Source organism: Streptomyces sp. AK02-01A, assembly GCF_033795305.1.
Classification (GTDB): Bacteria; Actinomycetota; Actinomycetes; order Streptomycetales; family Streptomycetaceae; genus Streptomyces.
On sequence record NZ_JARBAE010000002.1, the window covers coordinates 1 to 12,292 of the forward strand.

Consider the following 12,292-nt stretch of genomic DNA (forward strand, 5'->3'; position numbering starts at 1 on the left):
CCCACCCCACCAGCCGGAGGCGGTCGTGACCGGCAGGACCACCGGCGGGAGGGGGACGGGGGCACAGGAGGATGGTGACCGGACGTAAAGCGTGATTTGCGGCGCGGCATCCCGGACGACCTCACGACCGCCCGAGCGCGCCGTAAATCATGCAGTCCGGACACCACCTCCGGCGCCCCCGGCACCCGCACCCGAACAACAACCCCGCCGGGACAACGCACCGCCGGAGGCCCACCGCCCGCCGCCACCACCGCCCGCACCCGCAACCCCCGCCGGACGGCGACCCGCACCCGCAACCCCCGCCGGACGGCGACACCGCGCCCCTCATGCATCGGTGCCCCCGCCCACGCGCGTCCGCCCCGCGCCCGTTCCCTTTCTACTCTCGACCGGGAGCTGGTCCAGGCATCAGCTCCCCACCAGCCGCGCCGACCTCGGGGAGGGGCACGTGCTCAGCAGCGCACACCACGCGGACGTCGTCATCATCGGAGCCGGAGTCGCAGGTCTGTCGGCGGCTCACCATCTGACCAGCGCAGGCGTCACAGTCAGTGTCCTGGAGGCCGCCTCGTACGTCGGCGGTCGCATGGCCACGGACCAGGTCGACGGTTTCCGCCTCGACCGGAGCGGACAGTTGCTCAACACCTCCTATCCGGAGCTGCACCGGACGCCGGGGCTGGAGGGCGGCGTCCTGCGGTTGTTCTCGCCGGGCGTGCTCGTGCACAGTGACGGCCGGAACTACCGGACCGGTGCGGTCGGTAGCGCGCGGAGCGCACTGACCGCGGCACGCGCCCTGGCGAGCGCCCCCCGTCCAGCGCTCGGCGGCGCGCTCGATCAGGCGCGGATCGGCGCGGCTCTCGGCCGCATCGCGACGATGCCGACACCGCGTCTGCTGGCCCATCCCGAACGCACCGCGCTGGACGCGCTGTCCGCCCGCGGCCTGCCCGTCCGTACCGTCAACGGCTTTGTCCGCCCGCTGCTGTCCGCACTGCTCTGCGATCCCGGACTCACCACGTCGAGCCGGTACGCCGACCTCGCGCTGCGCGCCTTCGCGCGAGGCCGGCTGTGTGTGACCGCGGGCGGCGCCGCGACGCTGCCGGAGCTGCTTGAGCGGGCGCTGCCGCAGGGCACCGTACGGAAGGAGGTGTGCGTCACGGACACCTCGATCAACTGCGTCACCACCAAGGAGCACGGTGAGATCGCTTGCCGCGCGCTGGTGCTGGCCACCGGCGCGCGCGCCGCGGCCGAGTTGCTGCCGGGGCTGCGGATGCCGGACTTCCACGCCGTGACGGTCCTTCATCACACCGCGCCGAAGCCGCCGTTGACCGATCCGGCGCTGTTGCTGGACGCGGAGCGGAGTGGACCGGTGGCGCACACCGCCGTGATGAGCGCGGTCGACGCCTCGCGCGCGCCGGACGGCCGGGTGCTGATCTCGTCGACGGTGCTCGGCACCCCGCCGCCGGCCGCCGAGCTGGACCGCACGGTCCGCGCGCATCTCGCACGGCTGTACGGGACGCCGACCGGCGACTGGGAGCTGCTGGCCGTCCATCACGACCCGGAGGCGGTACCGGCGATGCCTCCGCCGCACGATCCGCGCCGTCCGGTCCGGCTGCTGTCCGGTCTGTATGTGTGCGGCGACCACCGGGACACGAGCACGGTCCAGGGCGCGCTGTTCTCGGGCCGCCGGGCCGCCCACGCGGTCCTCGGCGACCTGGGTGTGAAGCCCTCGTACGGCACGGTCCCGCTGCCGGCCGTGGCATAGCCCGGGCCGCCGTCCGGCCGTGACCGGGCGGCGGCTCGGTCCGCCGGGCTCAGCCGAACGCCGCGGTCCGGTCGCGGTAGTTCCGTACGGCCGCGGCGTCCCGGTACGGCTCCAGCCGCCGCTCGAAGTCCCGTACGTACTCCACGGCTCGCGCCGAACGCATCTCGGTGGCCGCCTGGGCCGCCTCCGCGCCCAGCAGGCACGCCTGGTCCAGCTCGCCGAGGCCGAGCCGGCCACAGGCGAGCACAACGCGGCAGAAGAGGCGGCTGCGGGCGTACACGGGGGCGCGTAGCTGGAGCGAGCGCTCGGCGTGCTGCACGGACGCGCGGTACTGCTGCAGATCGCGGTAGCAGTGCCCGAACTCGTCGGCGAGCTGCGCCTCGTCGAAGAAGCGCGCCCAGTGCGGTACGTCGTCGCCGGGCCGGGCCGTCTCCAGCGCGCGTTCGGCCCGTACGAGCGCGGCGGTGCACGCCCGTACGTCGCCGAGGACACCATGCCCGCGGGCCTCGGCGGAGTGCAGCAGCGCCTGGACCACCGGCGGCGCGGACGCGCCGACTCCTTGCTGGGCGACGCGGGTGAGCTGCACCGCCTCACGGCCGTGGCCGAGGTAGACGGCCTGGCGGCTCATGGTGGTCAGGACGTACGAGCCGTAGGCCCGGTCGCCGGCCGCCTGGGCGAGCCGCAGGGCCTGGACGAAGTAGCGCTGGGCGAGGCCGTGTGCCGCGATGTCGTACGCGGTCCAGCCCGCCAGCCGGGTCAGATCGGCGGCCGCGGCGAAGAGACGCCGGCCGACGCTCTCGCCGTACAGGCCGCGGAGCATCGGTTCGGCCTCGTGTTCGAGATAGCGGACGAGGGCGTGGCGGGCATGGCCGCCGCCGTAGGTCTGGTCGAGGGTGCGGAAGAGGTCGCCGACCGAGCGGAGTGCGGAGATGTCTCCGGCCGTCACTTTCTGGCCGACCGCGCGTTCGGTGCGCGAGCGCGGGACCGCCGGGGCCTCGGGCCGAGACTGGGCGGGGACGCGGGTGTTGTTGTGCGCGACGAGGCCGGGGCTGCCGACGCGGTCGTCGGCGCGTCCGATCAGCCAGTCGCGACTGGGAATGACCAGGCCCGCCGGAGTGAACGCGATCTTGCGCAGTTCGCTGTGGCTGCCGGAGTCCTTGCGCCACAGTCCCGCGACGATGTCGACGGCTTCCTCGGGTGTGGACGCGAATTCGAGGCCCGCGTAGACCGGGGCGCAGGCGTCCAGACCCAGGTCCTGTGCGGAGAGCCGGCGACCGAGCCGGCGGGTGAAGACCTCGGCGATCAGCGCGGGTGTGGTGCCGCGTGGTTGCTGCCCGCGCAGCCAGCGCGTCACCGATGTCTTGTCGTACCGCAGATCGAGGCCGTGTTCGAGGCCGAGCTGATCCACCCGGCGGGCGAGACCTGCGTTGGAGAATCCGGCTTCTGCGATGAGTGCGGCGAGCTGGCGGTTGGGGATTCGCTGCGGAGGTCGTTCCGACATCAGCTGTACGGTCTCCTGCCTTCCGGGCCCGGTGAGCAGCCCTCATGGAACGGCGCGAATTTAGCGGTACAAACCGCCCTCACCGTCACCTTCGTCCCACATTCATCCGATCGTGTGAGGATCGAGCCACCGCTGACGCGAGCGCGGCGGAAGGGGCCGGAGAGCACCTGCCCGGCCTCTCCGCCGGGAGCCGCCGTACAGTTGCGAGAGCGCGACCCGTGCACGTTGAAGGTACTGACGGCGCACGATGAAGGGTTCTAAGGAGGCACTGCCGTGGGTGAGCTGCGGTACGTCCATCTGGGGTTCGGCGAGGATTCCGTCGACTACCAGGAGGCATGGCAGGAGCAGCGCCGGGTGCACGCGGCCCGCTTCGCGGAAGAGGTTCCGGACACCTGTCTGCTGCTGGAACACACGCCGGTGTACACGGCGGGCCGGCGCACCGCGGACAGTGAGCGTCCGCTGGACGGCACGCCCGTCATCGACGTGGACCGCGGCGGGAAGATCACCTGGCACGGTCCCGGCCAGCTCGTCGGCTATCCGATCCTCAAGCTGCCGCGGCCCGTGGATGTCGTCGCGCATGTCCGCCGCCTCGAAGACGCCCTGATCCGCACGGCCGCGGAGTTCGGCCTGGAGACGACGCGGGTCGAGGGGCGCAGTGGCGTGTGGGTGCTCGGTGATCCGGTGGAGAGCCGTCCCGCGCCGGGCGGACTCTCGCTGGACTTCGATCCACGGCTGCGGGACGAGGAGTTCGATCCGCGGCTGAACGGCCCGGAGTACGCGCCGTCCAACGCCGGCCAGCGCCGGGAGGACCGCAAGCTCGCGGCGATCGGCATCCGGGTCGCCAAGGGCGTGACGATGCACGGCTTCTCGCTGAACGTGAACCCGGACAACACCTGGTTCGACCGGATCGTGCCGTGCGGGATCCGGGACGCGGGCGTGACATCGCTCTCGTCCGAGCTCGGCCGTGAGATCACGATCGCGGAGGTCCTCCCGGTGGTGGAGCGCCATCTGCGGGACGTGCTGGAGCACGCGGAGCCGAAGCCGCGCGAGATCGAGCACGCGAGCGTCTGAGGCACCGCGGCCATCGGAGGGAATGCGCCCCGACGGCCGCCGGTTGGCCAGACGTAATGCCACGTAAACAACGGGCGTAACCTGGTATTCGCCGAAGAATCGAATGCCGCGCCAGCAGAGAGAGGTGCCGGACGTGTCCGCTGTCGCACCCGACGGACGCAAGATGCTGCGCCTGGAGGTCCGGAACAGCCAGACCCCCATCGAGCGCAAGCCCGAGTGGATCAAGACTCGGGCGAAAATGGGCCCCGAGTACAACCAGTTGCAGAAGCTCGTGAAGAGCGAGGGTCTGCACACGGTCTGCCAGGAGGCCGGCTGTCCGAACATCTTCGAATGCTGGGAGGACCGCGAGGCCACCTTCCTCATCGGCGGCGACCAGTGCACCCGGCGCTGTGACTTCTGCCAGATCGACACGGGCAAGCCGCAGGCGCTGGACCGTGACGAGCCGCGCCGGGTGGGTGAGTCCGTTGTCACGATGGACCTGAACTACGCCACCATCACCGGCGTCGCCCGCGACGACGTGGAAGACGGCGGTGCCTGGCTGTACGCGGAGACCGTCCGCCAGATCCACGCCATGACGGCGGAGCGCGCGGCCGGCGGCACCAAGGTCGAGCTGCTCATCCCTGACTTCAACGCCGTGCCCGAGCAGCTCGCCGAGGTCTTCTCCTCCCGGCCCGAGGTGCTCGCGCACAATGTCGAGACGGTGCCGCGGATCTTCAAGCGGATCCGTCCGGGATTCCGTTACGACCGCTCGCTCGACGTCATCACGCGCGCCCGCGAGGCGGGACTGGTCACCAAGTCCAACCTGATCCTGGGCATGGGCGAGGAGCGCGCGGAGGTCAGTGAGGCGCTGCGTGATCTGCACGACGCGGGTTGCGAGCTGATCACGATCACGCAGTATCTGCGTCCGTCCGTACGGCACCATCCGGTCGAGCGCTGGGTGAAGCCGCACGAGTTCGTGGAGCTGAAGGACGAGGCCGAGGCCATCGGCTTCTCCGGTGTGATGTCGGGACCGCTGGTGCGTTCTTCGTACCGCGCGGGACGGCTGTACCAGCAGGCGGTCGAGCGGCGTGGCGCGGCGGTCGCCGGCCAGGCCGTGTGAGCCGTGCCGATCCGGGCTGTGTGAATCTGAGCACAAGAGGCTACTCAGCAGTAGAACGCAGTCGTGACGCGGTCCGTACCCTCCTCCCAGGTCGGGGGTGGTGTACGGGCCGCGTCAGCGTTTCCGGGCCGCGCATCAAGGTTTCATTGCCGTTTGACCGGTCGGTCACGCCCTGGTAACACCGATGAGTAAGGCTGCTTGCACGCAGCTCGTACGCTCGTCACCACCGCTCCTGAGGGGACCGCCATCATGCAGGTCGCGCCGGCCCGACCCGTCACCGAAGCGGTGACGGCGACCACACGCATCACCCCTGTGCTGCCCTCCGTCTCCACCGCGCTGCGCGCCGTGGAGTCCCTGCTCCTCAGCGGCGGCCAGCGCACAGCCCGCCGTAACGCCTGGACGGCCGTCCTGGAGGACCGCCGCCGGGCCAAGGACCGGGTCGAGGCACAGCACGTTCTGGAGGCCGTGTCGGACCACACTTCCCACGCCACGTAAACTCTGGGCATGGCGAGGAAGGAAAACGCAGACTCTGCTGCGAACCCCGGGCGACTGAAGCAGATCGCCCTTACCTACAAGATGACCCGGCAGGCCGACTCGAAGGTCGGTCTTGTCGTCGCGGGTGTGGGAATCGTCACCTTCGGTGTCTTCCTCGCGATCGGCTTCTTGATCAACCACCCGATCTATCTGGGCATCCTGGGCTTCATCCTGGCGTTTCTCGCGATGGCGATCATCTTCGGCCGCCGTGCCGAACGTGCCGCCTTCGGGCAGATGGAGGGCCAGCCGGGCGCTGCGGCGGCCGTCCTGCAGAACGTGGGCCGTGGCTGGACCACGACACCGGCGGTGGCGATGAACCGCAGCCAGGACGTCGTCCACCGGGCCGTCGGCAAGGCGGGCATCGTGCTGGTCGCCGAGGGCAATCCGAACCGGCTGAAGAACCTGCTGGCGGCCGAGAAGCGGAAGATGGCCCGCATCGTCGTGGACGTACCGGTGCACGACATCATCGTCGGCGACGGCGAGGGCCAGGTGCCGCTGAAGAAGGTCCGTACGACCATGCTGAAGCTGCCGCGAGTGCTGGCGGGCCCGCAGGTGACGGTGGCCAACGACCGGCTGCGGGCCATGGGCGACCTGATGAGCAATATGCCGCTGCCGAAGGGTCCGATGCCGAAGGGCATGCGGATGCCACGCGGCGGAAAGATGCGCTGATCTCATCCACGCATAAATCCACACATAAGAGGGCGGTCCGGAACTCGGTTCCGGACCGCCCTCTTGACGTCTGCGGGCTGTGGCGCCACTGGGGCATGTTGCGAAAGCAGCGCCGTCCGCCCGGACGACTCGGACGGCTCCGACAACGCGGCGAGCGGGCGTGCCGGGCCTCGCGGGCCGGGCGGGACTTTCGCGACAGACCCTAGATCCGTACCTGTACGGCGCGGGCCAGGCGGTCGTGGAGGCCACGGCCGTCGCGGTCCCAGACGAGGGCCGGGACGGCCACGCACAGCAGCACGCTGCGTACGAGCACGCGGCCCAGGCCGAGCCGGCCGCCGTCCTCGGCGACGACGCGCAGGCCGAAGAGCCGCTTGCCGGGAGTGGAGCCGACCGTACCGACGGTAAGCAGGCTCAGTACGAGGAGGATGCCGAGCGCCCAGTTCCCGGACGCCTGCCAGTCACCTCTGGCCAGCAATCCGTATGCGATCAGTACGCACAGCGCCCAGTCGACCATCAGGGCACCGAAGCGCCGGCCGAGCGGGGCGACGGAGCCCGGCCCGTTCTCCGGCAGACCGAGCCGCTCGCCCCGGTAGCCGAAGTCGACGCCCATGTCCTCGGCTGCCGCGCGCGGCCCGGAGAGCCACGATCCGATTGCTTGCCTGTTATCCACCCGACCACGGTACTGCGGCCGTATTCGCACCCTCGGGACGGGGGTAAGGGGGCATGTGCGGCCCGGCGTGCGCCCGGCGCCCACCCGGGCCGGTTAACTTCTGCGAAACAAATGAGTCATGCTTGAGAAACCCCGGAAACCTAAGTTGGGTCCAACGTGTGCCACCGCACTGGCCGCACGACCGAGCGACAACCCCCGCCCCACCCCGGGACGGGAGGAGGAGGAGCTGGATGTTCCAGAACGCCGACGAGGCCAAGAAGTTCATCGCGGACGAGGACGTCAAGTTCGTCGACGTCCGCTTCTGCGACCTGCCTGGCGTGATGCAGCACTTCACGATCCCGGCGAAGGCGTTCGATCCGGTGGAAGAGCTGGCCTTCGACGGCTCCTCCATTCGTGGCTTCCAGGCCATCCACGAGTCGGACATGGCGCTGCGCGCGGACCTGTCGACCGCCCGGGTCGACCCGTTCCGCCGTGACAAGACGCTGAACATCAACTTCTTCATCCACGACCCGATCACGGGCGAGCAGTACAGCCGCGACCCGCGGAACATCGCCAAGAAGGCCGAGGCGTACCTCGCCTCCACCGGCGTGGCGGACACCGCGTACTTCGGCCCCGAGGCCGAGTTCTACGTCTTCGACAGCGTGCGTTTCAACACCACCGCGAACGAGGGCTTCTACCACATCGACTCCGAGGCCGGCGCCTGGAACACCGGTGCGATCGAGGACAACCGCGGCTACAAGGTCCGCTACAAGGGCGGCTACTTCCCGGCCCCGCCGGTCGACCACTTCGCCGACCTGCGCGCGGAGATCTCCCTGGAGCTGGAGGCGTCCGGCCTTCAGGTCGAGCGCCAGCACCACGAGGTCGGCACCGCCGGCCAGGCGGAGATCAACTACAAGTTCAACACGCTGCTCGCCGCGGCCGACGACCTGATGCTCTTCAAGTACATCGTGAAGAACGTCGCCTGGCGCAACGGCAAGACCGCGACCTTCATGCCGAAGCCGATCTTCGGCGACAACGGCTCGGGCATGCACGTCCACCAGTCCCTGTGGCAGGGCGGCAGCCCGCTGTTCTACGACGAGCAGGGCTACGCGGGCCTCTCGGACACCGCCCGGTACTACATCGGCGGCATCCTCAAGCACGCGCCGTCGCTGCTGGCCTTCACCAACCCGACGGTGAACTCGTACCACCGCCTGGTCCCCGGCTTCGAGGCCCCGGTCAACCTGGTCTACTCGCAGCGCAACCGCTCCGCCGCGATGCGCATCCCGATCACGGGCTCGAACCCGAAGGCCAAGCGCGTCGAATTCCGCGCCCCGGACCCGTCCTCCAACCCGTACCTGGCCTTCTCCGCGCTGCTCCTGGCCGGCCTGGACGGCATCAAGAACAAGATCGAGCCGGCCGAGCCGATCGACAAGGACCTCTACGAGCTCGCTCCCGAGGAGCACGCCGGCGTCCCCCAGGTCCCGACCTCGCTGCCCGCGGTCCTCGAAGCGCTGGAGTCGGACAACGAGTACCTGCAGGCGGGTGGCGTCTTCACGGCGGACCTGATCGACACGTGGATCGACTACAAGCGCACCAAGGAAATCGCGCCGATCCAGCTCCGCCCGCACCCGCACGAGTTCGAGCTGTACTTCGACATCTAGGCCGAAGCACCGCTGACCTGCGGTAATGCCCTTTAGGCCGCCGCCTGGGGCACAACGGGGGCACTCCCCCGAGATGTCAGGCCGTCGACCGCCGCCGTCAGGGCGCGGTCGACGGCCTTCTTCGTCCGCTCCTCGCCGGCGGGCATCAGGTGCGTGTACGTGCGCGGCGTGAAGCCCGGGTCGGAGTGGCCCAGGTACTCGGAGAGGGCTTTGACGCTCTCGCCCGCGTCGAGCGGCACGCTCGCGTAGTGGTGGCGGAGAGCGTGCATGCCATCGCTGCGGGCCTCGCCGCAGTTCTCGCCCTCGGGCTTGATGGGGACAACGCCTGCCCGCGCGAGAGCAGGCTTCCACACGTACCTGCGCTGACCAGGCACGCAACGACTGGGACGGGTGCGACACCACCACGCCCATCGGACCGCAAAGGGAGGGGTCACGGTACCCCGCCACGCATGGCCCCGGCGGAGCAAGCTGTGGGGTAAGGAGTCCTTGCCCCGGCAGAGCATGTTGTCGCGATCGAAGTCATCCAGAGCGCCCCGACGAGATCTCTGCCAGCTCGCCCGGTCCAGTTCCGATTTGCAGGTCGGTTGTCGTGAAATCACTGAGATGCATGACGAGTTGACCGCCCCGCATCCACGGCATCCGTGGGTCGCCGAAGCGGAGTCCCGTGACATCGACAGGCACGGGCAGGGTTTCGCCCCGCTGATAGAGCGCGCCGTGAACACCGGACAAAGCGAAGGCCCTTACCCGCAAGGCCACGTACCGGCGACGCAGGTGAGGACAGGCCGCAGCCGATTGGGCGGCGCAGGGCAGACAAACCGGTGGATGAGTGGTGTGCTCTTCCTCTTGCCACAATTCGGGTTCCTGCGCGTCTGCATCGAGCAGCCACAGCACCCCGTCGGGGTTACGGTCGGCGGGCTTGCCGCAGATCTGACACAGGAGACGACTCATGGCCAGCCGCTGCCGCAGGCTGTGCACGTTTCCGTACTCCGGCCGGCCCCGGCCCGGCTGTGAAGGAGTGCGGGTCCAGAGGACGCCGTTCGCGTCCCGGTCGTACGACCGCTCATCGGCGTACGCGATGCCTCGACCGTTCCGGCGAGCCACCACCGGCATACTGGCTTCCCCCTCCTCGCTCCACCGGGTGATGTACGGCACCAACTCCGGCCGCGCAAACCCTCGGGATGCAGGAAGCGCGGCCTTACGTCCGTGCACCGTGCCTCGGTGATCCGGCTTCGTCGTCATGACGCTGCTGTTCTTCTCTCAATAGATGTGATCCAAAGATGGGCGATGGCTGACTGAGGGAGACATGCATTGGAGACTGTCCCTGCGCTCGGCCGGGAATCGGCGTGCCGCCATGCAGCCCTCGTCCCACATACGTCCAGGCACGAGCCGGGGGTCAGCCCCAGCAACAACCAGCAAATGCGCTGGCATCAGGCCGCGGACGCCTATGCCGCCCCGCCCACGTCGGCGGCGAACCTGGCCCAGACCGACTTCCCCCCGCCGTCGCGGGGTTCGCTGCCCCACGCGTCGGCGAGCGCGGCGACCAGCAAGAGGCCGCGACCGTCTTCGTCCTCCGCCCCCGTTGCCTCGACCGACGGTTCGACGTCGGAGTCGTCGGCAACCTCCAACACCACGTTCGAGCCGTCGATCGTCAACCGCACCGGAATCTCCGTGGTCTTTCCATGCCGTAGCGCGTTACCCACCAATTCGGACGCGACCAGCACGACCGTGTCGGCCAGTTCGGACAGGTCCCAGGCCCGTAACGCCTCCCGCACGGCATGCCGGACATACGCCACGAGCGACGCGTCGCCAATCCGGATGGCCATCACCTTGTTGACGTGACGACTGGTCTGGAGAACTGGTTGGTGGGCATGATCCACGACCTTCCTGGCCCAACTCAGAGGATCAGTAAGCCGGGCAGGGTCGCACTCGGGGTTGGAGGGCCGATCGGTTCGGATGGGTTTCGTCACCAATCCAGGTTCGGCGGACCGGAGATCCGGGAGTAGTACCGGCAGGTGTTATCGCGGCGGTAATACGCTGGTGGCGGCCGGTGGCGGCCACCAGCATGTCCGGCAGCACGCAGGTCACCTCGTACGAGGTGCTGGCGCGCATCGCCGACGGACTGCGCGTTCCCGGCGACTTCATCGGCCTCGCCCCGCGTCCATGGGAGACCGAGGCCCCGCCCCGAGCGGAGACGGCGGAGGTGCCTGTGCGTATGGACAGTCCTTGGCAGACCCACACCACGATCGAACTCGCCGACCGGCTCACCCGAGCCGATCTGACCATGGACCGGCGAGCGTTGGCCCGTGCCCTCGCAGCCACGGCCATGTCCGGCGCCCCCCTCCTCAACAGCCTGGAAGGGTGGATGCACCCGGGCGAGGAAGGCCGACGGCGCACCCGCCCAGGGCGTCTGGGCCTGCGGGACGTCGAGCAGTTGGAGGAGACCGCGAAAGCGTTTCGCGCATGGGACCATCGCTACGGCGGCGGACTGCGCCGCCGAGGAGTCCTTGGTCAGCTTTCGGAAGTCGCGACCGTACTGGACGAGCACCAGGCCCCAGCGGTCGAGGTACGGCTCTACCGGGTGCTCGCGCATCTTGCCGGGACGGCAGCCACCATGGCGTGGGACAGCGGCCTGCAACGGCGGGCCCAGGACTACTACCGGCTGTCCCTGCGGGCCGCACACGCGGGCGGCGACCGTCTGTGGGGCGCCAACGTGCTGGCGGGCATGGCCCGTCAGATGCTGTACAGCAACCGACCACAGGACGCACTCGAACTCGTTCGCCTGGCCCAGGACGGCGCCCGCGACGTGGCCGGGCCCCGGGTGAGGGCGATGCTTCGGACCCGGGAGGCATGGGCACTGGCCGCCCTCGGGCGTACCTCGGCGTTCACACGGGCGACCGAACAGGCGCGACAGGACCTGGGCGAGGCCGCTCCCGAGCAGACCGAGCCGCACTGGATCGCCTACTTCGACGAAGCCGAACTCGCCGGCACCACCGGCGGCCGACTGCTGGAACTCGCCCGGCAAGATCCTCGTACACACGCCAACCGCGCAGGTGAGGAAATCCGGCAGGCCCTCTCACAGCGCGGCCCGGAGGCGGGCCGAAGCAACGCCCTCGACCGGCTCGGTCTCGCGGAGGTCTACTTCCTCAGCGGGGACCTGACTGCCGGGTGCCAGGAGACCCACGCCGCGCTGGACGTCGCCGAGCGGGTGCAGTCCGGACGTGTACGGGAGGGCATGGCGTGGCTCTACTCGTACACCGTCGGACATGGCGCGTCCCGCCCGGTCCGGGAAGCTCGGGCCAGACTCCGCGAACAACTCGCCGACTGATGAAGCCGCTTGGGAAAGAGGAAGAAG

Annotated in this window: 12 protein-coding genes; 7 read left to right on the forward strand and 5 right to left on the reverse strand. The window is 69.6% G+C overall.

Translation table 11 applies throughout. The features are described 5' to 3' along the window. Nucleotides 1-445 precede the first annotated feature (445 nt). On the forward strand, nucleotides 446-1,756 hold the full coding sequence (locus PV679_RS02425) for an NAD(P)/FAD-dependent oxidoreductase (RefSeq protein WP_319678524.1): 1,311 nt from the start codon (nucleotides 446-448) through the stop codon (nucleotides 1,754-1,756). A gap of 49 nt (nucleotides 1,757-1,805) precedes the next feature. On the opposite strand, the gene PV679_RS02430 is transcribed toward PV679_RS02425, so the two are convergent. Next, nucleotides 1,806-3,257, reverse strand: a complete 1,452-nt coding sequence (locus tag PV679_RS02430) for a regulator (RefSeq protein WP_319678525.1) — start codon at nucleotides 3,255-3,257, stop codon at nucleotides 1,806-1,808. Nucleotides 3,258-3,530: 273 nt separating this feature from the next. Here PV679_RS02430 and lipB point away from each other — a divergent pair, with 273 nt between their 5' ends. The 4 genes from lipB to PV679_RS02450 all read left to right on the forward strand — a co-directional run bounded on the left by lipB (nucleotide 3,531) and on the right by PV679_RS02450 (nucleotide 6,630). Then, nucleotides 3,531-4,328, forward strand: a complete 798-nt coding sequence (gene lipB, locus PV679_RS02435) for a lipoyl(octanoyl) transferase LipB (RefSeq protein ID WP_319678526.1) — start codon at nucleotides 3,531-3,533, stop codon at nucleotides 4,326-4,328. Between the two features lie 133 nt (nucleotides 4,329-4,461). Further along, nucleotides 4,462-5,427: a lipoyl synthase gene (gene lipA / locus PV679_RS02440; protein WP_319678527.1), complete on the forward strand. Its 966-nt coding sequence runs from the start codon at nucleotides 4,462-4,464 to the stop codon at nucleotides 5,425-5,427. A gap of 249 nt (nucleotides 5,428-5,676) precedes the next feature. After that, a complete protein-coding gene (locus tag PV679_RS02445; protein WP_319678736.1) occupies nucleotides 5,677-5,922 on the forward strand; it encodes a hypothetical protein in 246 nt (81 codons plus the stop codon). Between the two features lie 9 nt (nucleotides 5,923-5,931). Continuing rightward, nucleotides 5,932-6,630 (forward strand): DUF4191 domain-containing protein, encoded by a 699-nt coding sequence (locus PV679_RS02450; protein ID WP_319678528.1) that lies wholly within the window; start codon nucleotides 5,932-5,934, stop codon nucleotides 6,628-6,630. Between the two features lie 202 nt (nucleotides 6,631-6,832). Here PV679_RS02450 and PV679_RS02455 read toward each other — a convergent pair whose 3' ends face one another. Further along, entirely contained in the window at nucleotides 6,833-7,300 is a 468-nt protein-coding gene (locus PV679_RS02455) for an RDD family protein (RefSeq protein WP_319678529.1), read from the reverse strand. A gap of 230 nt (nucleotides 7,301-7,530) precedes the next feature. Between PV679_RS02455 and glnA the strand changes: the two genes are divergently transcribed. Further along, nucleotides 7,531-8,940 carry a type I glutamate--ammonia ligase gene (gene glnA / locus PV679_RS02460; RefSeq protein WP_319678530.1) on the forward strand — a complete coding sequence of 470 codons (1,410 nt, stop codon included), beginning with the start codon at nucleotides 7,531-7,533 and terminating at the stop codon, nucleotides 8,938-8,940. Nucleotides 8,941-8,972: 32 nt separating this feature from the next. On the opposite strand, the gene PV679_RS02465 is transcribed toward glnA, so the two are convergent. The 3 genes from PV679_RS02465 to PV679_RS02475 all read right to left on the reverse strand — a co-directional run bounded on the left by PV679_RS02465 (nucleotide 8,973) and on the right by PV679_RS02475 (nucleotide 10,817). Continuing rightward, nucleotides 8,973-9,293: an integrase gene (locus tag PV679_RS02465; protein ID WP_319678531.1), complete on the reverse strand. Its 321-nt coding sequence runs from the start codon at nucleotides 9,291-9,293 to the stop codon at nucleotides 8,973-8,975. A 166-nt stretch (nucleotides 9,294-9,459) separates the two neighbouring features. Next, on the reverse strand, nucleotides 9,460-10,179 hold the full coding sequence (locus PV679_RS02470) for a hypothetical protein (protein ID WP_319678532.1): 720 nt from the start codon (nucleotides 10,177-10,179) through the stop codon (nucleotides 9,460-9,462). Between the two features lie 203 nt (nucleotides 10,180-10,382). Further along, the gene (locus PV679_RS02475; RefSeq protein ID WP_319678533.1) at nucleotides 10,383-10,817 is read right to left on the reverse strand and encodes an ATP-binding protein; all 435 of its coding nucleotides are present in this window, start codon (nucleotides 10,815-10,817) and stop codon (nucleotides 10,383-10,385) included. 185 nt (nucleotides 10,818-11,002) lie between these two features. Between PV679_RS02475 and PV679_RS02480 the strand changes: the two genes are divergently transcribed. Next, a complete protein-coding gene (locus PV679_RS02480) occupies nucleotides 11,003-12,265 on the forward strand; it encodes a hypothetical protein (protein WP_319678534.1) in 1,263 nt (420 codons plus the stop codon). Nucleotides 12,266-12,292 lie beyond the last annotated feature (27 nt).

Excerpts from the sequence above, each read along its gene's own strand:
- PV679_RS02445 (WP_319678736.1), top strand. The coding sequence starts at position 5,677 with ATGCAGGTCGCGCCGGCCCGACCCGTCACCGAAGCGGTGACGGCGACC.
- PV679_RS02470 (WP_319678532.1), bottom strand. The coding sequence starts at position 10,179 with ATGACGACGAAGCCGGATCACCGAGGCACGGTGCACGGACGTAAGGCC.
- glnA (WP_319678530.1), top strand. The coding sequence starts at position 7,531 with ATGTTCCAGAACGCCGACGAGGCCAAGAAGTTCATCGCGGACGAGGAC.
- PV679_RS02430 (WP_319678525.1), bottom strand. The coding sequence starts at position 3,257 with ATGTCGGAACGACCTCCGCAGCGAATCCCCAACCGCCAGCTCGCCGCA.
- PV679_RS02480 (WP_319678534.1), top strand. The coding sequence starts at position 11,003 with ATGTCCGGCAGCACGCAGGTCACCTCGTACGAGGTGCTGGCGCGCATC.
- PV679_RS02450 (WP_319678528.1), top strand. The coding sequence starts at position 5,932 with ATGGCGAGGAAGGAAAACGCAGACTCTGCTGCGAACCCCGGGCGACTG.